20 protein-coding genes and 4 pseudogenes are annotated in these 24,640 nt (G+C 67.8%); 10 read left to right on the top strand and 14 right to left on the bottom strand.

Going from position 1 to position 24,640, the window contains the following annotated elements; translation table 11 throughout:
• Positions 1-14: 14 nt before the first annotated feature.
• From ACH4YP_RS40320 to ACH4YP_RS40330, 3 genes and pseudogenes are all read right to left on the bottom strand, one after another.
• On the bottom strand, positions 15-1,052 hold the full coding sequence (locus tag ACH4YP_RS40320) for an SPFH domain-containing protein (protein ID WP_361062577.1): 1,038 nt from the start codon (positions 1,050-1,052) through the stop codon (positions 15-17).
• 4 nt (positions 1,053-1,056) lie between these two features.
• Positions 1,057-1,488 (bottom strand): NfeD family protein, encoded by a 432-nt coding sequence (locus tag ACH4YP_RS40325; protein WP_398496087.1) that lies wholly within the window; start codon positions 1,486-1,488, stop codon positions 1,057-1,059.
• Between the two features lie 463 nt (positions 1,489-1,951).
• Positions 1,952-3,109, bottom strand: a pseudogene (locus tag ACH4YP_RS40330) (IS701 family transposase).
• Between the two features lie 182 nt (positions 3,110-3,291).
• On the opposite strand from ACH4YP_RS40330, the pseudogene ACH4YP_RS40335 reads away from it, so the two are divergent.
• Positions 3,292-4,167, top strand: a pseudogene (locus tag ACH4YP_RS40335) (IS5 family transposase).
• Positions 4,168-4,201: 34 nt separating this feature from the next.
• Here the strand turns inward: ACH4YP_RS40335 and ACH4YP_RS40340 are convergent.
• A complete protein-coding gene (locus ACH4YP_RS40340; protein WP_361062570.1) occupies positions 4,202-4,642 on the bottom strand; it encodes a GNAT family N-acetyltransferase in 441 nt (146 codons plus the stop codon).
• 469 nt (positions 4,643-5,111) lie between these two features.
• On the opposite strand from ACH4YP_RS40340, the gene ACH4YP_RS40345 reads away from it, so the two are divergent.
• The gene (locus tag ACH4YP_RS40345) at positions 5,112-5,861 is read left to right on the top strand and encodes an SAM-dependent methyltransferase (protein ID WP_398496089.1); all 750 of its coding nucleotides are present in this window, start codon (positions 5,112-5,114) and stop codon (positions 5,859-5,861) included.
• Positions 5,862-6,164: 303 nt separating this feature from the next.
• Here the strand turns inward: ACH4YP_RS40345 and ACH4YP_RS40350 are convergent, their stop codons facing one another.
• The 3 genes and pseudogenes from ACH4YP_RS40350 to ACH4YP_RS40360 all read right to left on the bottom strand — a co-directional run.
• Positions 6,165-6,929 (bottom strand): hypothetical protein, encoded by a 765-nt coding sequence (locus ACH4YP_RS40350; RefSeq protein WP_398496091.1) that lies wholly within the window; start codon positions 6,927-6,929, stop codon positions 6,165-6,167.
• Positions 6,930-6,943: 14 nt separating this feature from the next.
• Positions 6,944-7,456 carry a hypothetical protein gene (locus tag ACH4YP_RS40355; protein ID WP_398496294.1) on the bottom strand — a complete coding sequence of 171 codons (513 nt, stop codon included), beginning with the start codon at positions 7,454-7,456 and terminating at the stop codon, positions 6,944-6,946.
• A gap of 41 nt (positions 7,457-7,497) precedes the next feature.
• Positions 7,498-7,950: pseudogene (locus tag ACH4YP_RS40360) on the bottom strand (thioesterase domain-containing protein); the annotation flags it as partial.
• A gap of 104 nt (positions 7,951-8,054) precedes the next feature.
• Here ACH4YP_RS40360 and ACH4YP_RS40365 point away from each other — a divergent pair.
• Positions 8,055-8,816, top strand: a pseudogene (locus ACH4YP_RS40365) (ISL3 family transposase); the annotation flags it as partial.
• Positions 8,817-8,866: 50 nt separating this feature from the next.
• Complete coding sequence (locus ACH4YP_RS40370) at positions 8,867-9,649, top strand: transposase (protein WP_398496093.1); 783 nt, start codon at positions 8,867-8,869, stop codon at positions 9,647-9,649.
• A gap of 21 nt (positions 9,650-9,670) precedes the next feature.
• Here the strand turns inward: ACH4YP_RS40370 and ACH4YP_RS40375 are convergent, their stop codons facing one another.
• Positions 9,671-10,006, bottom strand: a complete 336-nt coding sequence (locus ACH4YP_RS40375; RefSeq protein ID WP_398496095.1) for a hypothetical protein — start codon at positions 10,004-10,006, stop codon at positions 9,671-9,673.
• 286 nt (positions 10,007-10,292) lie between these two features.
• On the opposite strand from ACH4YP_RS40375, the gene ACH4YP_RS40380 reads away from it, so the two are divergent.
• The gene (locus tag ACH4YP_RS40380; protein ID WP_361062556.1) at positions 10,293-10,685 is read left to right on the top strand and encodes a DUF4440 domain-containing protein; all 393 of its coding nucleotides are present in this window, start codon (positions 10,293-10,295) and stop codon (positions 10,683-10,685) included.
• Between the two features lie 662 nt (positions 10,686-11,347).
• Here the strand turns inward: ACH4YP_RS40380 and istB are convergent.
• The 6 genes from istB to ACH4YP_RS40410 form a co-directional block, all read right to left on the bottom strand.
• Positions 11,348-12,478 carry an IS21-like element helper ATPase IstB gene (gene istB / locus ACH4YP_RS40385; RefSeq protein ID WP_398496097.1) on the bottom strand — a complete coding sequence of 377 codons (1,131 nt, stop codon included), beginning with the start codon at positions 12,476-12,478 and terminating at the stop codon, positions 11,348-11,350.
• 29 nt (positions 12,479-12,507) lie between these two features.
• Positions 12,508-13,269, bottom strand: a complete 762-nt coding sequence (locus ACH4YP_RS40390; protein ID WP_398496098.1) for a Mu transposase domain-containing protein — start codon at positions 13,267-13,269, stop codon at positions 12,508-12,510.
• A 706-nt stretch (positions 13,270-13,975) separates the two neighbouring features.
• Positions 13,976-14,506, bottom strand: a complete 531-nt coding sequence (locus tag ACH4YP_RS40395; protein WP_398496099.1) for a hypothetical protein — start codon at positions 14,504-14,506, stop codon at positions 13,976-13,978.
• A gap of 113 nt (positions 14,507-14,619) precedes the next feature.
• Complete coding sequence (locus tag ACH4YP_RS40400; RefSeq protein ID WP_398496101.1) at positions 14,620-16,335, bottom strand: carbamoyltransferase N-terminal domain-containing protein; 1,716 nt, start codon at positions 16,333-16,335, stop codon at positions 14,620-14,622.
• 35 nt (positions 16,336-16,370) lie between these two features.
• A complete protein-coding gene (locus ACH4YP_RS40405; RefSeq protein ID WP_398496102.1) occupies positions 16,371-16,883 on the bottom strand; it encodes a GNAT family N-acetyltransferase in 513 nt (170 codons plus the stop codon).
• Positions 16,873-17,667 carry an SDR family NAD(P)-dependent oxidoreductase gene (locus tag ACH4YP_RS40410; RefSeq protein ID WP_361062541.1) on the bottom strand — a complete coding sequence of 265 codons (795 nt, stop codon included), beginning with the start codon at positions 17,665-17,667 and terminating at the stop codon, positions 16,873-16,875. Before ACH4YP_RS40410 ends, ACH4YP_RS40405 begins: the two co-directional genes overlap by 11 nt.
• A gap of 686 nt (positions 17,668-18,353) precedes the next feature.
• Here ACH4YP_RS40410 and ACH4YP_RS40415 point away from each other — a divergent pair.
• The 5 genes from ACH4YP_RS40415 (at position 18,354) to ACH4YP_RS40435 (ending at position 24,629) form a co-directional block, all read left to right on the top strand.
• Entirely contained in the window at positions 18,354-19,127 is a 774-nt protein-coding gene (locus tag ACH4YP_RS40415; protein ID WP_361062539.1) for an alpha/beta fold hydrolase, read from the top strand.
• The gene (locus tag ACH4YP_RS40420; protein WP_361062536.1) at positions 19,118-19,882 is read left to right on the top strand and encodes an alpha/beta fold hydrolase; all 765 of its coding nucleotides are present in this window, start codon (positions 19,118-19,120) and stop codon (positions 19,880-19,882) included. Before ACH4YP_RS40415 ends, ACH4YP_RS40420 begins: the two co-directional genes overlap by 10 nt.
• Before the next feature lie 112 nt (positions 19,883-19,994).
• Positions 19,995-21,686 (top strand): ABC transporter ATP-binding protein, encoded by a 1,692-nt coding sequence (locus ACH4YP_RS40425; protein ID WP_361062533.1) that lies wholly within the window; start codon positions 19,995-19,997, stop codon positions 21,684-21,686.
• 49 nt (positions 21,687-21,735) lie between these two features.
• Positions 21,736-23,529 carry an ABC transporter ATP-binding protein gene (locus ACH4YP_RS40430; RefSeq protein ID WP_398496106.1) on the top strand — a complete coding sequence of 598 codons (1,794 nt, stop codon included), beginning with the start codon at positions 21,736-21,738 and terminating at the stop codon, positions 23,527-23,529.
• 14 nt (positions 23,530-23,543) lie between these two features.
• Positions 23,544-24,629 carry an ornithine cyclodeaminase family protein gene (locus ACH4YP_RS40435; RefSeq protein ID WP_398496108.1) on the top strand — a complete coding sequence of 362 codons (1,086 nt, stop codon included), beginning with the start codon at positions 23,544-23,546 and terminating at the stop codon, positions 24,627-24,629.
• The last annotated feature ends 11 nt before the right edge of the window (positions 24,630-24,640 follow it).

Consider the following 24,640-nt stretch of genomic DNA (forward strand, 5'->3'; position numbering starts at 1 on the left):
GACGCTGCCCGCCGTCAGCGAGTTGGGTGTGACGGGAGGGAATCGGGGGTGATGCCCTCGGCCCTGGCTGCGTCGGCGAGGGCCGCGGCCGCGGCTTCTGCCGCCTGAGCCGTGTCGTTGGCGGCCTGGGCAACCATGTCGTCCGAGGGCTTGTCGCGTGTGGCAGGCGACTGGGGCAGCACCTCGGTGAAGGCGCGGGACACGTCCTGGAGTGCGGAGGTGATCTCGCTGGGGATCACCCAGAAGTTGTTGCCCGGGCCCTGCGCGAGTAGGGGCAGTGTCTGGAGGTACTGGTAGGCGAGCAGCTTGGGGTCGGGGTCGTTGCGATGGACGGCCTGGAACACCTCGTCGATGGCCCGGGACTGGCCCTCGGCCTGAAGGATCGCGGCAGTACGGTTACCCTCCGCACGCAGGACAGCGGCCTGCTTGTCGCCCTCGGCGGTGAGGATCTGCGACTGGCGCTGCCCCTCGGCCCCGAGAATCGCGGCCCGCTTGTCCCGCTCGGCCCGCATCTGCTTCTGCATCGCGTCCTTGATGGACTGCGGAGGGTCGATGGCCTTGATCTCCACCCGGTTGACCCTCAGCCCCCACTTGCCGGTGGCCTCGTCCAGCACACCGCGCAGCTGGCTGTTGATGGTGTCCCGCGAGGTGAGGGTCACTTCAAGGTCCATGGACCCCACGACGTTGCGCAGGGTGGTGACGGTGAGCTGCTCAACCGCCTGAAGGAAATTCGCAATCTCATAGAAAGCCGCTCGCGGGTCAGTGACCTGGAAGTACAGCACGGTGTCGATCTCGACGACCAGATTGTCCTCGGTGATGACCGGCTGCGGTTTGAAGGAAACGACCTGCTCCCGCAGGTCGATCACCGGGTGAACGCGGTCGATGTATGGGATCACGAGGTTGAGGCCGGGATTCAGGGTCCGCTGGTAGCGGCCGAGTCGCTCGACATTCCGAGCGCGTGCTTGCGGCACGATACGCACCGCCCGCACCACGGTGAAAACCGCGATCAGCGCGACGATCAAACCGGCAATGAGGAACGCCGAGGTGTCCATGATTTCAGTCCCGGGGATAGACGATCGCGGTGGCGCCGCTGATCTCCATGACGTCGACAGTGCTTCCAGCAGGAATCACCAGCGTCTCGTCATAAGCGCGGGCCGTCCATTCCTCGCCGTCGATACGGACCCTGCCATCCCGGCCCGTCACCTCCGACACGACATAGGCAGCCCTGCCGACCAGTGCGTCTATGCCGAACCGCTCCACTTGGGGCCCGAGTACATGGCGCAGCGCAACGGGGCGCACGAACACCACGGTGACCGTAGCGACGACAGCGAACACCAAGAACTGGAAGGGCAGCGGCAGCCCGACCACAGCGGACCCCGCCGTGACCAAGGCGGCCGCACTCAGCATTCCGAGCGCAGCAGTAAGGGTGACGATCTCCGCCACAGCCAACACAGCTGCGATGATCAACCAGATCAGCCATGGATCCATTGCGTGCCTCGTCTGACCGGTGCGGGCGCGAAGTGCCCGATTCCCACCATTGGACCCCGATACAGGACAACCGCGATACCCCTGGGATAAGGAAATCCTGCCGGACGAACAAACACGCAAGGGGATCCGAACAGCTCAAATGCCACATTCAGACTTTACAGTCACTTTACCCGGTCGGAGAAGATCGTTTAGAAGAGGCCGGCCTAATACTCCAGTGGTACTTCACCATTCCCGCTGGTCAGAGGAAGCCCTTCGAGCGTAGCGGGCTGACGGTGCCTCAGGTTGCCGATTCCGGGAAGCCGCTTCAGGCGCGGGTGCGTCTGCGGTAGTGGCAGGCGCGGGCGATGGCCTGGTGGCGCTGCGCCAGCGTGACCAGCTCAATGCGCTGAGACCGGGGTGCGCCGGCCGGGGGCCGATAACTGCCAGCAGGCGCCGGACCTCAGCCACGGTGAGCGGGGCCAGATCAGCTGTGTCGTTTTGCTGCCCCCCTTTCGATCTCCGCGATGGCCATGGCGGCGAGGAAGGAGTGGGCGAGCATGGCCAGGGTGATGTGCCGATACCAGCCTGGATAGCGGCGCACTTCGTACTCGTCGAGGCCGCACTGGCCCTTGGCGGACTGGAAGCATTCCTCGATCGCCCAGCGGGAGCCGGCAACGCTGACCAGTTTCTCGACGGTGGTGCCGACGGGCGCGTAGGCCAGGTAGTAGGCGAGTTCGTCGGGGCGCTTGAGGCTGCGGCGGGCCAGCACCCACCGCTCGTGCGTGGGCGGGTCGGGGTCGAAGACGATATTGACGGGCAGCTTCGCCGCGGCCCAGTGGTAAACGCGCGGGCCCTTGGCGCCGTTGCCGCAGGACAGCTGCTGCCAGGCACCGGTGGGGGCGTCGTGGATGAGCTGGTCGATGCGCCAGATCCCGAACAGTGACTTGATCTGCTGGGACTTGGGCACCGCGAGCACGTAGCCGACCTGGGCCTGTTCGAACAGGTGCCGAAAGCGCCACTCCTGCCCGTAGAGACTGTCGGCAGTCACCCAGGCGATCGGCAGCGGCGAGGCCAGTGCCCGCAGGACCAGAGTGTGGGCGAGTTCGCCCTTGGTGGCGAAGCCGCGTTCGGCTGGGATGCGGGCGGCTTTGCAGCGCTCCGAGCCGTTCGTCCACGACCTGGGCAGATACAGCTACAGCTCTCGGTCCACCAGAGCCCGCCCCCGTCCGGAGGCGTAGGCGGCGAAGACGCCGATCTGGCAGTTCTCGGTCCTCCCGGCCGTGCCGGAGTACTGCCGCTGCACTCCGGCGGAGACGACGCCCTTCTTGAGGAATCCGGTGTCGTCCACGATCAGGACGCCGTCCGGGGCGCCGAGCCGCTGGGCCACGTACTCCTGCACGTCGTCCCGGAGTTCGTCGGGGTCCCATCTGCTCCGCGACAGCAGGTGCTGCAACCCGTACGGGCCGTTGTGACCGGCGTATTCGGCCAGCTGCCAGCTGTTCTTGCGGCAGACCGGGCCCAGCAGGCCCCGGACGTAATCCCGCATCCGGCGCCGCACCTCGACCCGGCCGAACCGTCCGCTCACCCGCAGGAACAGGTCATCGAGTTCGGCACTCCAGCGTCCCGTGACGAAGTCCGCCATCATGCCCCGAGCCTGCACCTCTCGGCCCACCGTCCACGACGGCTTCCCGGAACCGGCCCCTGAGGCACCGTCAGCCCGCTACGCTTGAAAGACTGCCTCTGACCAGCGGGAATGGTGAAGTACCACTGGAGTATTAGGCCGCGTATCGAAAGTTGATCTTGAGCTGTAAATGATCACGGTTCATGGGTCGGGGAGATCTCACGGATGGTCAGTGGGCGATGTTGGAGCCGTTGTTGCCGAAGGGGGCGAAGGCGGGGCGGCCGCCTGTCTGGTCCCGGCGGCTGCTGATCGACGGCATACGGTTCCGGGTCCGGACCGGTGTGCCGTGGCGGGACGTGCCCGCCGAGTACGGGCCGTGGGCTCGGATCTACGACCTGTTTCGCCGATGGCAGCGGGATGGCACCTGGCATCGGATCCTTACCCGGCTCTAGTCCCTGGCCGACGCGAAGGGTGCGATCACGTGGGATCTGAGCGTCGACTCCACTGTGTGCCGCGCCCATCAGCACGCGGCCGGGGCCCGTAAGCGGGGTGACCTGCAGAAGGAACCACCAGGCGGTGTCTTCACCGAGCCCGGCGATCACGGACTGGGACGCTCGCGCGGCGGGTTCACCACCAAGCTGCACCTGACCGTAGAGCAGGGCCAGAAGCCCATGTCGATCGTGATCACAGCAGGGCAGCGCGGGGACTCGCCACAATTCGAACCCGTGCTGGCCAAGGTCCACGTGCCCCGTATCGGACCAGGCCGCCCACGCGTCCGCCCCGATCGGGTTCGCGCGGACAAGGCGTACGCCTCCCACGGAAACCGCGTCTACCTGCGCCGCCGCGGAATCCGCTGCGCCATCCCCGACAAGGCCGACCAGGCGCGCAACCGCCAGAAGCTCGGCTCCCGCGGCGGCCGGCCGCCGCATTTCGACCCTGACGACTACCGCGAGCGTCACGCGGTCGAGTGCGGAATCAACCGCCTCAAGCGGCACCGGGCCGTGGCGACACGGTACGACAAGCTCGCCGTCCGTTACGAGGCCACCGTGCTGATCGCTGCGATCAATGAGTGGCTGTGAGGCGAGCGTTCACGCCTTGCTCGGCGTCGTGAGCTCACGACGCCAACGACTTGAACATGTGCACGTCCGCATGTCCGCCGGGGATGCCCAGGGTCCGGCCGGTCTCGACATAGCCGTGCCGCTGGTAGAAGCCTGGGGCCTGGAAGGTGAAGGAAGAGACCGCCACGCGGTCACAGCCGCGTCGCCGGGCCTCGGCCTCAGCCGCATGCAGGATCCTGCCGCCCCATCCATCCTTGCGGTCGCCCTCGCGCACCCACAGCAGTTCGATGCCGCACAAACCGCCCCAGGTCCAGGCAGCCAGTCCGCCGATGAGCTCACCTGCTTCATCGGTGACCTTGACTGAAAACATGTCACGATCGGCCGCACCTGTCGCAGCCGTGTTGAAGGCGACGAGTTCGGCAGTCAGACGCTCGTTGAGTTCGGCGTCGCGTTCGCCGGTGATCAGGGCCGGGTCGGGGCTGTGGTGGGTTGTCACCGCGCGGAGTATGCCAGTTCGGCTGAGCCCTCACACTCGATTACCGTGACCTTGATCCACTTTCGTAACAGACCCTAGTGGCCTTGGCTGTAATTCGGGCGCCAAGGGAAACGCCGGCCAGGCCAATCGGCGCATCGAGGCGGTCCAGGTGGAGCACCACACGATCTTGGCGGCCATCGAGTCGGGCGACACGCAGCCGGCCCGCATTGCCGTACACCGTCATATGAAGCACGCCTCGTCCCGGCCTCAGGACGCAGACGAGGGCTTCTGGACGGAGACGGACGATCTCGAAGTAGGACTTCGACGCGTCGACGCCTGGTGGAAAGGCCCGACGACGCAGCGTCTCCGGATTCAGTTCCCACTCACGAGCCGTCTCGGAGATGGTTCGGGGCACCCCATCGGGTGCCCTGCCCGGTAACCCCGGGGCGCCTCGGAAGTCCACGAGGCAGGCAGAAGGCAGGATGCCGCCATGCACCGCCAACAGGTCAGCTCCATCGCCCACTCCGGCCACCCCATCGCTGCTCCGCTGAGCGATGATTCAGTACACGCGCTCCTCGACCGGGCCCTGCCGCGCGGCGACGCTCGCCTCCTTGATCTCGGATGCGGATCAGGAACTTGGTTGGTGCGCGCACAAACCGCTCGCCCCGGCCTCCGTGCCGAAGGCGTCGACAACGACACCGAAACCATCGCCGCTGCCAGGCGAGCCGTCGCCGACGCAGGGCTGGGTGACCAGATCGCGTTCCACGTCGAGGACGCCGCGCAGTTCGCCTCCCCGCACCTCTATGACGTGGTTCTCAGCATCGGTGCCGCACACGCCTTCGGCGGCCTGCTCCCCACCTTGGAGGCCGCCGCCAGGCACCTCTCCCCGGGCGGAAGCGTCCTCCTCGGCGAGTGCTTCTGGGAACGCGAACCCGACCGGGCGACCCTCGACTCCGGTTTCACCCCCGATGAATACGACGACCTGGCCACGACCGTCGACCGCGTCATGGCCGACGACTGGATCCCCGTCCACGGACACGTCAGCACCCTCCAGGAATGGGACGACTACGAGTGGTCCTGGACCGGAGCCCTCTCCCGATGGGCCCTGGACCACCCCGAGCACCCCGACAACGGCCAGGCCCTCGAAGCCGCAGCCGCACACCGCACCGCCTGGCTCCACGGCTACCGTGGCACACTCGGATTCGTCACCCTGCTCCTACGCCGGACGACCCGTCCTTAAGCCTTGCTTCACCGGGATCTTGCTGGGCCTACTGCTGGTTCCAGGCGAGCGGAAGTGAACCGAGGCCGCCCAAGAAGGTGGAGTAGCTCCGCCGTGCCGGCCCTGCCGGGCCCATCTCCCCCACCAGCTCGCGCATGTCGCACAGCATGGCGCTGATCCCGGCCCTCGCCAAGAAGGCACCCAGACAGAAATGCGAGCCACGGGCGAACGTCAGATGGCGGTTCGGTACGCGGTCGACCCGGAATCATCGGTCCGGTTCGTCAAAGACGGCATCGTCCCGGTACACCGAGGCGCTCCACAGGGTCACGATGCCACCGGCCTTGATCGCCTGGCCGTGCACGATGACACCCGTCCCTGCCCGTGCGGCCCACATGCAAGGTCAGTGTGCAGCACATCTTCGACGGCCGGTCCGGTCGGGACTCCACCGGACCGGTACGCGGCCCACTGCGCAGGGTTCCCGAGGAACGCGGCCACTCCGCCGACGAGGGCGAGGCGTGTGGTCTCGTCGCCACCGACGATCAGGCTGTAACAGTTGAGGACGACCTCTTCGTCGGTCAACGGAACGTCCTCGACCGGGACCTGCCTGAGGAGACTGACGATGTCGTCCTGTAGGTCCCTGCGTCGCTGCGCGACCAAATCGGAGAAGCAGAGCAGGATTTCGCTCTCGGAGACCCAGGAATCCAGTTGCAGACCCTGCTCGCTCTCCGAGCCGAGGGCTGATGACGTCATGTCGAGGAGGTGCTGCCGGTCGGCCTGCGGCACATCCAAGAGATCACAAATGGCGCGCAACGGCAGTCGCCCCGCCACGTCCTGAGCGAAACCACACTCCCCTTTCGCCGGCAGGTCGGTGAGGAGTTCTCGCGATGCCGCTCGAACGCTGTCGCCTACTCCGGACAGGGCACGAGGTGAGAACGCCTTCATGAACGCACCACGCAGATCAGCGTGGCGTGCCCCCTCCGTGAGCGGCAGCATCAGTCCGGCTGCGGCATCACCGCCGCCCAGGAGGGTGTCGAGAACATTCCCCCGGTCTGAACGGAACCAATCCGCGTCACGGTAGGCGGCTGCCACGTCCTCGTACCGCGTCAGAAGCCAGAAGCCAGAAGCCAAGCCTGGTGCCACGCTGCGGCTGCCGACGGACAGGTCCCACCTGTACGCAGTCGCCGCCACACCTGTGACAGGTCTTCTTCCGCGTCCAGAGCCAGATCCGCGAAATCGGTCTCCGAGAGAAGCTGCACGCCAGGCCCCCTTTCAATGTCCTGCGATGTGCTCGGACAGAGCGCCGCAGATGCCAGCGAGCGGGTTGGGGCCATCATCTGGCAGTGGCCGCAGTCGATGTCGTGCACCGTGAACCGACCGCCGCTGAACGCTTCCCGGTCCTCGGGGACGACGTCGGCCCGAGGCCCGTCGGCCGCAGCCTGGAAGTACACGATGCCGATTCCTGAACTCCGCCGTGGCACTGTCCACAGGGCCTCAACCGCAGGATGAGCCGCCAGGCGTACTCCCTCGACCGCCTGCTGCTCTCCCAAGGTCGCGATCTGTTCCGACAGGCTCCCGTCGGCCGCGACGCCGACACCGCCGAGAACGTCGCGCAGCATCTCTTGCGAATCCGGCAGCAGGTCGGATCCGCCGGAGGGTACAAGCCCAACAGGGCCCAGAATTCTACGCGTTCACCCTCTTCGATCAGGTGAACCGCAACAGCGAAGGCGATGTTGCCGCCGACCGACCAGCCGAGCAGCCGGTACGGGCCTTCTCTCTGCACCGAGCGCATCCGGTCGGCGTAGTCCCGCACCATGCCGTCGAGCTTCCACGCTCCGGTCTCGGGTGCGCTCATGCCGCGCGACTGCAGTCCGTATACGGGTATCTCCGGATCGAGGTGGGGCAGCAGTCGCGCGTACAGCCATGCCAGGCCGCCGGCCGCACCCAGAACAGCGGGCGGGTCCCCACCATCACGGCACAGCGGCAACAACACGACGAGTCCGGCCCCGCGACCGACGCCGCCGAACCAACCCGCCAACGCTGCCACTGTCGGTGCCCCGGACAAGGCGCGGATGTCGGGTTCGAGGCCCAGAACCGTCCGAACTCGGCTCACCAGCCGGTTGATGAGACTCTTTGAAAACGGCTCTGTCCGCAGTTCCGTGAATCCCCAGGTCAGCGAAGTGAACGAGGGATCGATTCGGCAGAGTATGTCCTAGCATGGCGAGCACGACGGTCGAGGCTGTGTTGTTTCCCGGGATCGATGTGCGAGTGGAGCGCGTCAGCGCCTCCACCAACGTCCTTGTGGTGGAGGCGCTGCCCACCGCTCGCCCGGGCCGATGCCCGGACTGTCGGAAACAGGCGAGGCGCATACACAGCAGGTACCAACGCACCCTCGATGAAAGGCCGTTGGGCTCTCGCCGGGTCATAGTCCGGCTGCGGGTGCGCCGGTACTTCTGTGACCGGAAGAGTTGTTCCCGTAAGACGTTCGTCGAGCAGGTGCCGGGATTGTCCGAGCGGCACCGCCGCTCCAGCACCGGACTGACAGGCTGGCTGAGGTCGATCGTGATCGAGCTCGGCAGCCGTCCGGCCGCACGGTTGTGCCGCCGCCTGCGGCTGGTCGCGGGCCGGACCCGGCTGCTCAGGCTGTTGACGGCGCCGACGGTGCCGGACCGTGGGCCGCAGGTGCTGGGGGTGGACGAGTTCGCCTTCCGCAAGGGCTTCACCTACGGCACCGTGCTGGTCGACGTCGAGGCCGGCCGGGGCGTGGACGTGCTGCCCGACCGTACCTCGGAGACGTTCGCGGCCTGGCTCAAGGACCATCCGGGAGCGGAGATCATCTGCAGGGACCGGGCCACCGCCTACACCAAGGCGGTAAAGAAAGCCGCCCCTCGTGCACTGGAAGTCGCGGATCGCTGGCACCTGTTGCAGAACCTGTCTGCAGCTTTGGAGAAGACCTGTCACCAGCACCGCGACTGCCTGCGCGAACCTGCCGAGGAGAAGTCGGTGGCCGAGGTGCCGGAGCAGCCCCGATGCTGCCACCGCCCGCGGAACTGCCCCGCACCCAGATCATCGAACGCGCCCGCCACCGCTACGAGGACATCCACCGCCTGCTGGAAAAACGCTGGACGATCAGCGCCATCGCCCGCCGTCTGAACCTCGACCGCAAGACCGTGCGCCGCTTCCGCGACACCGACCTCGACGAGCTGCCGGCCTCCGCCCGCGAGCGCCGGCCCAACGGCGTCCTGGAACCGTTCAAGGCATACCTCAACGCCCGCTTCACCGAAGCACAAGGCCAGGTCAGCGGCACCCGACTGTTTCTGGAGATCCAGGCTCGCGGCTACCGCGGCAGCCGCCAGGTCGTCCGCAAACACTTCGCTGCCCTTCGCGCGGGCACCGCCGAACCAGTCCGGGCCGACATTCCGAGCCCCCGCAAGATCACCTCCTGGATCATGCGGCCCCGGGAAACGCTCACCGAAAGCCAGGACGAGCGCCTCCTTCAAGTCCGGCTAGCCTGCCCGGACATCACCCGGGCCTGCGTTCTCGCTCGGGCGTTCGCCGACATGGTCCGCCACCAGCGCGGATACCTGTTGCTGGAGTGGATCCGGCGGGCCGAACAGGACGCACCGAAGCCCATGAAGGGCTTCGCCGGCTTCCTCCGCCAGGACCTCGACGCGGTCACTGCCGGACTCACCCTCCGGTGGAGCTCCGGGGTAGTCGAAGGGCATGTGAACGGGGTGAAAACACTCAAGCCGGCCATGTATGGCCGAGCCTCGTTCGCACTTCTCCGGACCCGCATCCTCACCCAGCCATGAGGGCTGTGAGTCATGCTCGCCTCATGCGACGAGTCTGGTGGCAAAGGCCGCTATCAGGGTGTCCGCCCTCAGCCCCAGCTCAGAGTTGGAAGTTCCCGCCACGCGGACAGAAACCTCATTGCCACCCACGGCCTGCGCAAGGTGCACTTCGAAGTGATGGTCCGATCCGACGAGTGGATAGCTGTACCAGCGATCCGGGTGCTCATCATCGGTGGCCTCAAGGCCGAGTTCGACCGCCTGCCAGTCGGTGCCATCGAAGTCGTAGCCGGCGTAACGCGCCAAGAGAGTCAAGAAGGGCTGGACGTTCTCGTTCCAGATCCAGCCCTCTACCGCTCGGTCCCGGTCGCTCTCTGCCATCCGGCCAGAGTGCCACATGTGGCACGTTCGCTCCTTGCCATATGTCCGTTCACGGAACTGCGGACAGAGCCTTGAAAACGGCCAGAGCTGCTTCTTTTCCTCACTTGATCCGGTCTTGGACTGTGTGGGGAGGGTGGGGAGTATGAGCACGTTTGAGGGGCAGCCGACCGTCAGGTCGGCGGCCCCTGGGGAGTGGCAACGGTCAGGGGTGTCCTCCGGATCACACCAGGCCCGCGTGGCGGCAGACGAATTCGGTTGCGGCGGGGCTGGCGGGCTCGGTGAGGATATGTTCGTGGACAGTGCAACAGACGACGTGAACCAGGCGATCGCGGGCGAACTGCAGCTCATGGATCCGAGGGTCCGCTCTTCGCGGGAACGCGCCGGGCAACTCCTCGACCCGGAGTTCATGGAGGTCGGCGGGTCTGGGCGGCGGTGGACGTATGAGGCGATGCTCGCCGAACTGCCCGAGCATCCGGGCAGTTCGCTGGACGCTCCCCGCTTCGAGCCCTCAGACATCTCGGGTGTGCTGCTTGCCCCGGGGCTGGTGCATCTGACGTTCGAGACCATGCTCGGCGAGCGCCGGACCAGACACAGTTCGATCTGGCGCAGGGGGGACGGAGCCGCGGGCTGGCGGATGTACTACCACCAGGCCACGCGCCTGCCGCCTGACGTGGACTAGTCGAAGTCGTGAGCGGGTCCGATCACGGGGTTCTGCGCAGAGGGACGATGTCCGGGCTGCGGACGGGCATGGCAGGCCGGGCGGCTTCTGGTGTTGCCAGCAGTGCCACGATGGTGACGGGTTGCTGGCAGTGCGGGCAGTTGCGTGTCGCGGCTGGTTCCAACGGGGCGCGTTCGGCGGGTATTTGGCGAAGTCCTCCAGTTCGGTGCACCGGTCTGGGCGGTGGCGGGAGTTCGGGTAGTGCCGGTGGCGGTGGTGTCTCACCGAGGCGGCGGGCCCGCGCCTGGTCCCGTTCCTGCCCGCGCTGTCGATCGGCGCCCCGCCGACAGGTGGGAGAGCAGTAGATCTGCCTGGTGGTCCGGAGGCTTCGAATGCTTCCTGGCAGAGGGGGCAGGTGCGCTGTTCTAGGCGCTCGGTGCTGTTGCGGGCGATGGCCCGGCACTCGGTAGAGCAGTAGATGCGCCGGGAACTGACGTCGGTGGTGAACTCGTTCGTGCAGACGGGACAGATCCGCTGGACTGGCGTGAGCTGGCGGTTGGCCTCGCGGCAGATGGGCGAGCAGAAGACCTGTCGGCTGGTGCTGTTGGTGACGGCGAAGACGGTCTCGCAGGCGGGGCAGCGGCGGGCCATGTCGTCGGGAACCTCATGGGTGCTGGGGCTGGTCAGGAAACACGGGCGTTCACTCCCTGCCGCAGGACCTCGGCCTGCTGCTGATGGCCGCGGAGCCGGTAGGAGGGGCCGTCGATGCCGGCGACCGCGGCCCGGTGCAGGAGCCGGTCGAGCATGGCGGCGGCGACGGTGGCGTCTCCGAAGGCGCCTGCCCAGTCAGCGATACCGACGTTTGTGGTCAAAATCGTGGACGATTTGAGATACAGCTGGTTGATCACCTGGAACAGCGCGGAGGCGCCGTCCTCGGGCAGCGGGAGATAGCTCAGTTCGTCGATCACCAGGAGTCGGGGGCCGGCGAAGAACCGCATGCACGTCTTCCATCGACCTTCCAGGGCGGCCTTGTGGCACTTGGCGGCCGGTTCAGCGGCGGTGGTGAAGTAGACGCGGTGGCTGGCGTCGACCGCGGCCCGGCCCAGCGCGACCGAGAGCATGGTCTTGCCGACCCCGGGCGGGCCGACGAACAGCACGTTGGAGGCGTCGTCCAGGAACCGCAGGGTGGCCAGGTCACGGATGGGTTTCTCGTCGACGCCCGGCTCGGCGGCGAAGTCGAAGTCGTTGAGTGTCCAGGGCTCGGACAGGCAGGCGAACCGCAACCGGGCGGCGAGCCGACGGGCCTCGGTGGCCTCGACCTCGATCTCCAGCAGTCGTTCCAGGGCCGCGGTCAGCGTCATCCGCTCGGTCCTGGACTGGTCCAGGACCCGGTTGAGCGCCTCGGCGGCGTCGTTGAGTTTGAGGTAGGACAGATGGGCCCGCAGCTGCTGATAGCGGCGTGCCTCGCTCATCTGCATCGGTGCCGTACTCGCTCCGTGCTTTCCTCCTCGTTCGGCAGGGGGAACGTGCCGCAGCCGTTCGGCCACGGCGGCATAGTGGGACAGGTCGATCACGACCCGTTCCGCGGTCGATCCGGTCGCCTGTCCCTCGCGCAGCTGGCCGGCCTCGGCCAGGGCGGCCTCGCTGGGCGGGCGGCGGACCTTGGGCTTGCAGGGCGCCCGGTCGGAGAACGAGGCCAGTACCGATCGCTCCAGCGCGATCACGTGGCCGGCGTCGCGGACGATCTGTCCGGCCCCGCGCACCGCCCTGCGGTGCCGGGCGATCACGGCCCGTCCGGCGGTGGCGATGCTCACGACGTCCTCGCCCAGGCGGCAGGTGACCGTCACCCGGGGCCGGGCAGGCCCGGCGGTACTGAGTAAAAGTTGCCGTCGAAGGGCACCAGGCTCTGGGCGGTGACCGTCCGTTCCACCGACAGCTGGGCCGGGAACGGCAGCGCGGGAATCCCCAACAGCGGTTCTGCTGCGGCGAGTTCGGCCACCATGGTCCGTACCCCGTCGATGGCGCGGCGGCGAACGTCCATCCGCACGGAGAGCTTGTCGACGCCGGACTGGGCCTGCTCGGCGCTCAATCCGTCGGGGACCGTGCGCCACCACCGCTGAGCGGCCGAGTGGTTGGCCTTCCCCGCCACGCCTTTGCGGTTGCTGCGGCGCGAGGGACACACGTCGACCCCCACGCCGTAGTACTTCGCCACCCCGGCGAACGCGGCGGTGACCTGGCCGCTGGAGGGATAACAGACCGTGGCCATCCGGTCGAAGCGCCATCGGCGGGCCGTCCCGCCAAGCTTGCGCACCGCCTGGTCCAAACCCTGGACCAGGTGCGGTAAGTCCTCGGACTCCGCAAGGACCGCCCGCCACCGGCCGGAGTGCGCCAGGGCACCGACCAGCAGGTGCGCGTTCACGCCGACACCCCATTCTCCGGGCGGATCCGGCAGCTCAAGCCAGTCGAACTGGATCTCCTCGCCCGGCGGATGCGGGATGATTGCCTCGCCGTTCAGATAGGCACGGATCGTCTTGCGGTCCCGCTCCAGATGCCGGGCGATCGCCGAGATCGTCCATCCCTGACGACGCAGAGCGTGCGCGTCCACGTCTTCCTCCCGCGTGAGCATCAACGGCTCCGAGCGACGCCCCGCTCCTCGCCCTCGGCGCATGCGGCAGGAGATGTCCGACGGCCTCCGGTTCGTTGCACGCGACCGATTCGTTCGCCCTGTCACTGTCTTCGGTGCGGCACTGAACCCGGCGTTCGCCGCCTACCAGGCCGTCCAAGTCGTCTTCCTCGTACGCACGGTAGGGACCGAGCCGGGTCTGGTCGGCGTCTTGGTCTCCTGCGGCGGCGTGAGGGGGATGTGTTGGGAGGGCTCGCGGCCAGACGATCGGCGTGCCGCTTCGGCACGGCCCGCGCGCTGCTGAGAATCCAGGTGACGGCGGCTCCCTTCGGGCTCCTCATCCCCCTTCGCCGGCCCCGGCCCGCGGCTGTCTCTGTTCGTAGTGGGGTCCACCGTGGTGCCGGCCGGCGTCGTGGCCCGCAACGTCATCATCGTCAGCTTCCGGCAGGCCTACCGCCCACCCGACATGGTGGGCCGTATCACCGCGACCACGCGACCACTCCGGTCCTCAACTACAGCACCATTCCACTCGGCGCGGTGACCGGCGGAACGGTGAACACCCTCCTTGGTCCCCGCACAACCATGTGGATCGTCGTCGGCTCCCTGAGCATCGTGAACCTCCCCCTCCTGAACTCCCCGCTTCGCCGCCTGCGGGATCTCCCCACATCGGCCCCGCAGGCCTGCGCGGTCACCCGAGGCAGTGAAGGTGCCTCAGCACGGCGTGGGGCAAGGACATGTCGACGACGGCAGCGACCGCCGGGCCACCGGCCCCCGCCCCGGCCGGGAGCACCAGGGAGCCGCGGAGCGCGGAGGCGAGAGGGGCGGCCGCCGATGCGGCGTCGAGGTGGTGGATGCCGCCGTCCCTGCCGTACGCGATGCTCGACACCACCGGAATACGGCCGCTGTCGAGGAGCACGCGGACCACCCCCGTATCGACCAGCACGTCCGCCTCGTCACGGACCGTCAGGGTCCGGCAGTCCTCGCCCGTGATGCCGACCGCCAGAGGGGTGCGCTCATTGAGCTTCCCGACCAGCCCCCGCTGTACATGTCCCGCGACGTACCTGCGAAGTGCGGCCGGGTCCTCGCCCGGCCGAATCGGAGGGTGAGGTCCGCCGTCGTGCACCACGACTGTCCTCACCCCGCTGTACCGCAGGAACCCGATGTCACCGCAGAACGCGTGCCGCAGCTTCTCGTCGGCGAGGACGGCGTGCCCGGCCACCACGACCACTGTTTCACCGTGAAGTTCCCGTAGCCGGGGCAGAGTTGCTACGAGAGTCTCCGCCGCTGCATGCGCGGCGGAGTGGGATCGTGCCTCCTGCGTCACGGATCGACTCAACCGCCGGTCCGCTCGTACAGCGTCCCGTCGCTCCAGATCCGGGAGACCCGGCCCCACCGCGCCGCCGAGGCCACGTCGGGGAAGAAACCGTGCCCGTTGAGGTTGGCGCTCGTGTTGCAGAGCACCGGGACGCCACTGAGCCGGTGGTAGGCGGACAGCACGGTGAAGAGCAGGTCGTCGTCTCCCGGGCCGACCGTCTGGAGCCGTGCGGTCCCGTCGAGGTGGATGACTGCGGGAATGCGTTCCAGCCAGTCCGCTCGTACCTCGTGGTCGAAGAGCATGTGCGGGTCCGGGGTGCCGGGAGAGAAGATCGCCGGGGCCTCGTCCTCCAGGCAGATGGGGGCGACGGGCCGGTAGGGCTCGCGGTCCTTGACACGGTTCAGCTCATCCTTCATGGACGCCTTGACCGGGGCCGCCAGAATACTGCGGCCGCCAAGCGCGCGGGGGCCGAGTTCGGCGCGGCCGTGCAGGACCACCACGGGATCTCCGGACGCGTGGAGGATCCGGGCGAGTTCCTCCGGAGTGCAGGCCTCCGTCGACCAGCCTGCGGGCAGCTCGGGTGAGGGCGTCAACGCCGGGCCCAGCCGAGGGTTCCAGGAAAGCGGCCCCAGACCGGTGTGCCGCGCCCTGCCCAGCACGGCCGCTCCGATGGCCGATCCCGAGTCGTTGGGGAACGGCGGGACCCAGACATCATGGAAGTCCGGTGCCTCGCGCAGCGCACTGTTCCACTTGATGTTCAGCGCGCAGCCGCCGGCGAAGCACAGGTTCCACGGGCCATCGCCCTTGGCGGCGCGCACCTTGGCGGAGATCCGTTCGACAAGGAGACCTTCCAAGAAGGCGTGCACGCCGGCCAGCACGTCCTCGTCGCTGACCCCGTTCTCCGCTGCCCTGGCACGGACCGCGGAATAGAACTCGTGCACCGGAGGTACGGACTGCTCGAAGAGGCTGCCGTACCCTCCGACCGTCGCGCGGTACTCGACGGCGGCCGGTTCATCGCTCTCGAAAACGCGGTGGAACTCCTCCCGCAGAATGGCCAGTACACCCGCGTCCGCCTTGCCCAGCGCGATGTACGCCATGAGTTTGCCGGCGACCGAGAGGTCGTCGACCGTGGGCGACTGGACGGCTCTGCGGAAGGGTCCGAAGTGGTGTCCAGCGATGGCGTACGCGTGGCCGATGAGGGGGAAGAGCTCTCCCAAGTTCTCCACGCCGCCCCGCGGGTCCGCCCAGTAGAGGCGGGGAAAGAGTCCCCCGTCCCAGACGAGGACGAAGGAGCCCTCACCTCGCTGGGCGAAAGGGCTGGAGACGTAGGCGCTCGCAACGTGTCCCGCCGCGTGCGGGTAGCTGGTGTACGGATAGGTCTCGCCGTCCATCGGGTACGTACCCGAGACTCCGGGCGAGTCGAGCGCCGGGCAGGCCTGCGACTCCCGGTACGGGCCGACCACGACCTCCGTCGGGCTCCCCCGGTCGAGCAGGGTCACGGTTCCGGACACGTCGCCGTCCCAGCCGTCGATAACCCACTCGTCCACGTCCTCCGGCTTGTAGCCGAAATCGGCCAAAATCCCGGGGATCAGGCTGAAGTCGGCAACAGTGCTGTAGCGCAGACCGTTTCCTAACTTCTCCATCTCAACGCTGAAAACCAGCCGGTCGTCGTCGATCAGGGCAACGGAGCCATCATGCGTGAGTTTCAACCCGCAGATTATCAACTGTGTCACTCCTGGGTCGCCATGAGCATGTACGCGGACATGCTTCAGTCTCTGGACTGCTCGGAGGTGAGTATCAACTCATATAGGCTGGATCTTCGGCCGGGTCGGAAAAGATTGCGCCACTCGTCGCGGGTCTCGCTCACGGGGACCTTCGAGAATCCCAGCTTCCCGAACCATTCGCCGCCGTATCGGGTCAGGGCCAACAGAGAGTGATACCCCTCTTCCCTGCCGGTATTCACCGCGACCCCAACCAAATGACGGCCGATTCCCCTGCCTTGCCATTCGGGCGCGATACACAGGTTGTAGACGACCAGACTCCTGCCGGACAAGGCCATCCCCATACAGCCGACCAGTCGGCCCCCTTGCCGAGCGACCATGAACTCCTGCATCTTTTCGGCCAATTCGGCAAGAGGACGAGCAATCAGCAGCCCGTCCTCGACGAAAGGGGCAGAGAGTAAGGATATCTGCTCCGCGTCCTCAGGACGCGCGGGTCTCGCGACGAGACCGTCCCGCGCACTCACGCGCCAGGAGGCAGCCTGTACGGACTCACGCGCCATCCGCACCGCCGGGCGAGGCAGGCGGGCTCCCGGCGAATCCAAGTCCGAAGTGCTGCTCGGACGGCATCAGTTCGATCATGTTGACGTTGACGCGGGCAGGCCGCGACAGACACCAGGCCACGGCCTCCGCCACGTCGCCGGCGGTGAGCGGCGCGAGGCCCTCGTACAGGGCGTCGGCGCGCTCCGCGTCCCCGTCGTAACGAACCTTGGCGAACTCGGTCTTCGCCATCCCGGGCGCCACACAGCTCACCCTGACGCCCGTGCCCTGGAGGTCGACACGCATGTTCAGCGAGAGTTGGTGCACGAAGGCCTTGGTGGCGGCGTAGACGTTGCCCCCCATGTAGGGGTAACTCGCCGCGATCGAGCCGATGTTCACCACGTGGCCGGATCCGCGGGACACAAGGCGCGGCAGCAGCAGTCCGGTGACGTTCAGCAGACCAGAGATGTTCGTGTCGATCATTTCGCGCCAGGACTCGTCGCTGCCCGACTGCAGGGGACCGAACCCCCGGGACAGGCCCGCGTTGTTGATCAGCACCGAGATGTCACGGAAATCGGAGGGCAGTCCGTCGAGGACTCGCGCCAGGCCGTCCCGGTCCCGGACATCAGCGACCACCGGCAGAATTGCGCCCCTGGAGTCCTGCTCCGCCAGGACCTTCAGCCGGTCCCCCCTACGGGCCAGAGCCACCACGGAGTAACCCTGCTGGGACAAAACCTGCGCAATTCTCTCGCCGAATCCCGACGATGCACCCGAAATCACAGCTACGCCACGTTCCTCCTGCGCCATGCACACATCCCCTCGGCCCCGTCACGCCGTATCGCCACGAAGGCTTCACGCGGTCATCCCCACACCCCGGTCGAGGGCGGAATTTGGACACCTGTTCAGCGGCATTGGGGTCTCCGTGCGCGCTGACTGACGAGAGCCGCTCCCGCTTGCGTCGAGCAAACCCTCGTCGGCAAGACCCCAGGTCAACTCGACCTCTACCCCGTAATTTCATGGCCAGTGAATCACGAGCCGATAGAGCTCAACAGTGTGACGTGCGGCACAGCGCACGCATGTGATGGACAGTCACCAAATGGGAACGTCTTCCTGTTTGACCTGGAATCGGAGACACAACAGGCTGGTCGAATTAACCTCTTGCCCTCTCAAGTGCGGTCCGTGGTAGGAATGTTGGCGACGGGGTAGGGGGTATAAGCATTTACGATTCCGGTTGCACCCGAGGAGCAGGGGCAGCCTGCCGTGCCATCAACTCATGATATTGAGTGCGCCGTTGATGGCATGTCCGGACGCCGAGCACGGACCATGCCCTACAGCTGAACATCACCTTCGACTGACAGGGGAAACAGTGTGTCTGCCATTCAGAAGCGTCACATTCACGCGTCCGTCTTAGCCCAGCCCTTGCCGTACCCGTGCCACCCGGCAGAACTCCTGCACCTGCGTGACGAACGCGCGTGGTCCTGAGACCCGCACGCATGGCTGTCTCCCACGCAAGGACGACGGGCGGCCCCCGCAGCATGCTGCGCACCGACCCGCGGCCGGAAGCACACACCGCCCTGTACTGCCTGCCCCACGCGGGTGGCGCCGCTTCCGCCTACCGCGACTGGCCCCGCCATCTGCCCGGCTGGCTGGAGGTCGTGGCGGTGCAGTTACCCGGCCGCGAGAACCGGGTGACCGAGGCCGCGGTGGTCTCCCCCGAGGACACAGCGGCGGCCGTCGCGGCCGACCTGAGTGAGCGTCCGGACCGGTCCGTCGCACTGTTCGGGCACAGCATGGGAGGGCTGCTCGCCTTCGAGGTCGCCCGGCTGCTCGACAGGGACGGCTGCCCGGCACTCGTCGGACTCTTCGTCTCCGGCTCGGACCATCCCGTCGCGACAGGACACTCCGGCCCACCCGTCTCCCGGCTGTCCGACACGGAGCTGCTCGCCTGGGCCGTGGCCCTCGGCGGGATGCCGGCCTGGGTGGCGGCGGAGCCGCAGATGCACGAACTGGTGCTGCCCGTCCTGCGGGCTGACTGCGCATGGCTGGAAGGGCACGTGTACCGGTCCGCCGCACCACTCGCCTGCCCGATCACCGTCGTGGCGGGCGAGGCCGATCCCTGCGTGGGAGCCGCCGGGCTGCAGGCCTGGCGTCGAGAGACCACAGGCGCCTTCCAGGTGCGCCGTCATGCCGGTGGGCACTTCTACACCGACGGCAGCCTGTCAGAGGTGCTCCGCGGGCTCGCCGACGACTTACGGGGGTGGCTGTGACGCCGGGCCCGCTCGTGGAGTGGGAGCCTCCACACACCGCGAAGGCACTGTTGGTGTGCCTGCCCCACGCGGGTGCCGGCGCCTTTCAGTTCCGCCCGTGGCAGGAACTGCTCGGCCCGGACATAGCGTTGCTGGCCATACAGCTGCCGGGCCGGGAGAACCGGTGGCGGGAGGAGCCCGCGACCACCATGGCGGAGGTACTCGACGAACTGGCCCCCGCACTCGGCGCACGACTCGACCTGCCCTACATCCTGTTCGGCCACAGCATGGGAGCCCTTGTGGGGTACGAGCTCGCCCGCGTCCTCGGCCGTGCACACGGCCGGTGGCCGAGCGGATTCGTCGCCTCGGCCTCCCGCGCACCGGATGCCCAGGGAGGCGTGTCCGACACACCTCAACTGACCGATCACCAGCTTGTCGCCGAACTGGTCGCGGATGGCGCCGTGCCCGCGGCCGTCGGAACCAACACCCGGCTGGCAGCGGCGGTGGCACGGCCCCTGCGCGGCGACAAGGCGATCTGCGACTCCTACACACCGCCCGTCGAGGACACCCTCCTGCCCTGTCCGCTCAGCGCGTGGAGGGGACAGGACGACGCGGGTGTGACGGATGACCACGTTCACCGGTGGCGTGCGTGGTCCGCTGAGACCAGCTCCGTACGGACATTCCCCGGAAACCACTTCTACCATCTCGCCGTTCCGCGCCAAGTGACCGCTGAGCTGAGGGCGTTCGTCACGGATCAACTGCGACCGCGCAGCTGACCGACGACGTCCTCCGAGCGTCTCCCCGACGCGCACCGCCCGAACGCCGAACCTCTCAGTCCCCCTGCCCGCTCCCGCCATCCGGGGCGGGACAACCCCGAAGGAATTCGCATTGCCAAGCATCAATCCGCTGCCCGCGCTGGGAGATCCGGATCTCCGCTCGCCCAGGAGCTATCTTCGATGGCTGATCGGCAGGCAGTCGAGCACACTGTTCCTCGGGGTGTTCTGGGGCTGTTTGTGGATGGCCAGCATGGGCCTGACCCCCTTCGCCATCGGCCGGGCCATCGATGCCATGTCGGACAAGGACACCGACCGGCTGCTGGTCTGGACCGGCGTCATCATCGGGCTTGGCCTGGTGACCACCGTCGGCAGCGTACTGCGCCACCGCTGTGACACGATCGGCAGGCTGAGGGCGAATTACCTGACGTTCCGTCTCGTGGCCGCCCAGGCCGTACGACTGGGCGCCACGCTGCCCAAGCGGGTCTCCACGGGCGAGGTGGTGGCCATTGGCACGGCGGACATCTCCCGCATCGGAGCACTGCCGGGGGCCGTCGCCCGCGGTATCGGCAGCGCGGTCACCGTCGTGCTCGTCGCCTCGGTGCTGCTCTCCACGTCGGTCACCCTTGGCCTGCTCGTCCTCATCGGTGTCCCCGCCCTGCTCGCGGGAACGGGTCCGCTGCTCAGTCCCCTGCACAAGCGGATCGGTCACTACCGCGACCTCCAGGGCGAGTTGACGAACCGGGCCGGCGACATCGTGTCCGGTCTGCGCGTCCTGCGTGGCATCGGCGGCGAGGCCGCGTTCGGCGAGCGCTACCGCAAGGACTCGCAGCGGCTGCGCCACGCGGGCGTCAACGTGGCGAAGGTCGAATCGGTGCTGCCCGCCGCCGAGGTGCTGCTTCCCGGGATCTTCGTGGTGGCGGTCGTCTGGATCGGGGCCCGTCTCGCGGCCGGGGGTGGGCTCTCGGCCGGCGATCTCGTCGCAGCCTACGGATACGCCGCGTTCCTCATGATGCCGATGCGCACGGTGACCTCGGCTGTGCAGTCGTTCGTCGGCGCCGATGTGGCCGCGCAGCGGGTCGTGCGGGTACTGGCCCTGGAGCCCGACCCCACCAGCGACAACGCACGGGCCGACCTCTCCGAGGCGCCGGACCTGTACGACGCGACATCGGGGCTGCGGGTCCGGCCGGGCCTGATGACCGCCATCGCCGCCTCCACACCGGAGGAGAGTGCCGAGATCGCCGAACGGCTCGGGCGCTACTCCAACGGCCAAGTGACCGTTGGGGGCGTCCCGTTGGAGTCCTTGCCGCTGGGACAGGTGCGGGACCTCGTTCTGGTGGCCCGCAACGACGACATCCTGTTCTCCGGAACCCTGGCCAATGATCTGGGCGGACGCTCGGACCAGGTGCGGGCCCAGGCCCTGCACGACGCCAACGCCGAGGACATCGTGGACGCCCTGCCGGAGGGCCTGGACACCGTCGTCACAGAAGGAGGCTCCACCTTCTCGGGCGGCCAACAGCAGCGCCTGCGGCTGGCGCGCGCCCTGGCCGCACAGCCCGCGGTGCTCGTCCTGGTCGATCCGACCAGCGCCGTGGACGCGCACACGGAATCGATCATCGCCGAACGGCTGCACAAGTCCAGGTCAGAACTCACGACTGTGGTCGTGAGCAACAGCCCGCTGCTGCTCGACCAGGCCGACGAGGTCGCCTACGTGGAGGACGGCAAGGTCGTCGTGACCGGCACGCACCGTGAACTCGCCTCCGGGACGTCCCAGTACGCGGCGGTCGTCATGCGGGAGGAGACGTGAACGTCACCGTCCCCGGTCCTTCCGACAGCCGCCCTCAGAGGAGTGCACAGTGAGTCTTCCGGTAGCGGACGCGAAGACGGTCCGCCGTCACGTACGAGGGCTGGTGCGCAGCCATACCAGCCTGCTGACTCGCACCGTGCTCTGGTTCGTCCTCGCCACGGCATGCGGCCTGGTCGTCCCCGCGCTGCTGGGCCGTCTGGTCGAGCAGGTGGAGAAGGGCATCACCACCACCCAAGTGGACGTCACCGTGGCGGTGATCGCCGGCCTCCTGCTGATCCAGGGGGTGTTCACCCGCACCGCCCGGCTCCAGGCAGCCCGGCTCGGTGAACTGGTGCTGGCGGACATCCGCGAGGGGTTCATCCGGCGGGTCCTGACCCTGCCCCTGCCCACCGTGGAGAAGGCCGGAGCCGGTGACCTGCTGACCCGCAGTACCCGCGACGTGGATTCGCTGTCACGCGCCGTACGGATGGGCGCTCCGTCGATCCTGGTGGCGAGCCTCTCGGTGGCGCTGACTCTGGTGGCCCTGGTCGTGACCAGTCCGATCATGGTGCTGCCTTGTCTCGTCGCCGTACCGGTCATCGTCTGGTCGACTCGCTGGTACCTGGCGCGCGCCCGGAACGCCTACCTGGCCGAGGCGGCCGGCTACTCGGACCTCACCCAGGGGCTCTCCGAGACGGTGACCGGCGCCCGGACGGTGGAGTCGCTGCGCCGGTCCGGCCCGCGCGTACGCCGCACGGACGAGGACGTCCAGCGAGCGAACGCAGCAGAGCGGCGCACACTGTTCCTGCGCAGCATCTGGTTCCCTCTGATGGACTTCGGCTACATCCTGCCGGTCGCCGCTACTCTGCTGTTCGGCGGCCTCTTCTACATCGAGGGCTGGGTGAGCCTCGGCGAGGTGACCGCCGCGGCCCTCTACACCCGGGCCGTGATCGACCCTCTGGACGAACTGCTGGGCTGGCTCGATGAGTTGCAGGTCGGTGATGCCTCACTGGCCCGCCTGATCGGCGTCGAGTCGGTGCCCGGCCCGGAGCGCGACTCCGGCCGACGGCCCGAGGGCGACCGGCTCACCGCGGAGCGCATCACCTATTCCTATCGGGCCGGTCACGACGTGATCCAGGACGTCAGCCTGAGCACCGGCGCCGGTGAACGCGTCGCCATCGTCGGTCCCACGGGGGCCGGGAAGTCGACCTTCGGCCGCGTCCTCGCCGGAATCCACGAGCCGCGTACCGGGTCGGTCACGCTGGGCGGAGTGCCGCTCCGAGAACTGCCGTTGGAGGAACTGCGCCGCCACGTCGCACTGGTCACGCAGGAACACCACGTCTTCCTCGGAACGGTGCGCGAGAACGTCGCGCTGGCCACGCCGGACGCCACCGACGAACAAGTCACAGCCGCCCTGGCGGCCGTAGCCGCCACTGACTGGGTGCAGGCGCTGCCGAACGGTCTCGACACCGAGCTCGGCACCGACGAGAGCGCGGTGTCACCCGGCCAGGCACAGCAACTGGCCTTGGCCCGGCTCGTGCTGGCCGATCCGCACACCCTGGTACTCGACGAGGCCACCTCCCTGCTGGACCCGCGGGCCGCGCGCGACCTGGAGCGTTCGCTCGCCGCCGTGCTGCGCGGGCGCACCGTCATCGCCATCGCCCACCGGCTGCACACTGCCCACGACGCCGACCGCGTGGTCGTGATGGAGAGCGGCCGTGTCACCGAGCACGGGCCTCATGAAGAACTCGTCTCGGCGGGCGGCGCCTACGCCGGTCTGTGGGAGTCCTGGCACGGGCGCGCTCCCTCAGCCCATTCCGATCTCTCAGCCCATTCGAACCCCTTGGACCAGCCGGAACACTGAGCCAGGAGAGACCCTTGCAAGCTGAGCGCACACACATAGTCGACGCCGAAGCCATTGCCGCCATCGTCGCCAAGGTGGGGCTGGGGCATCTCTACGATCTGACGATCGCCCGCATGGAAGCCGTTCTCACGGGTGCCCCCGGCGCACGGGTGGAGATGAAACAACGGGACGGATTCCTTTTGGAGGCGCCGCAGTTGGGCCTGCTGGAGTGGATGCCGGCGGTCCGGCACGGTGTCACGGTGTCCATCAAGATCGTCGGCTACAACCCTCACAATCCCGTCAAGAACCGACTCCCCACCATTCTTTCGACCCTGTGCGCCTTCGACGCGGACAGCGGCCACCTGCGGGCGGTCGTCGACGGCACCTTCGCCACCGCCATCCGTACGGGCGCGGCGTCCGCGCTGGCCAGCCGGGTGCTCGCGCGCCCGGACGCCGCCGTGCTCGGTCTGGTCGGCTGTGGCGCGCAGTCCGTCACGCAGCTGCACGCCTTGTCGCGTGTCTTTCCGTTCACCGAAGTACTGGTCTGTGACACGGACGTGCGGGCGGAGAACTCCTTCGAGGCCAGAGCCCGGCTGCCCGAGGGGGTCGTACGGATCGCGCCGCTGGCGGAAGTGGAGGAGCGGGCCGATGTGCTGTGCACCGCCACCTCGGTCGCGCCGCGCCACGGCCCGGTCATACGTGGGACCGCGCTCAAGCCCTGGGTGCACATCAACGCCATCGGCTCCGACATGCCGGGAAAGACCGAGCTGCCGCTGGACCTGCTGCGCGGGGCGGTCGTCTGCCCCGATCACATGGAACAGGCGAGGGCCGAGGGTGACTGCCAGCAGCTCGCTCCCGAAGAGATCGGGCCCTCGCTCACCGAGATCCTCCAGGATGCGGACGCGCACCAAAAGCTGTCTCCGGTCACCACCGTCTACGACTCGACCGGCCTCGCACTACAGGATCTGGTCATGGTCGAGGTGTTCGAGGAACTGGCGCGAGAGCTCGATGTCGGTCATCGCATCGCGATCGAGGCCACGGCAGACGACCCACAGGATCCCTATTCGTTCCTGCCCGGACCGGTCACACGGTCCTGGGCCGCACGGCTGGGGGCGCGGTGATGTCCGCGGCT

The sequence above is a fragment of the Streptomyces sp. NPDC020747 genome (assembly GCF_044334695.1).
Taxonomy (GTDB): Bacteria; Actinomycetota; Actinomycetes; order Streptomycetales; family Streptomycetaceae; genus Streptomyces.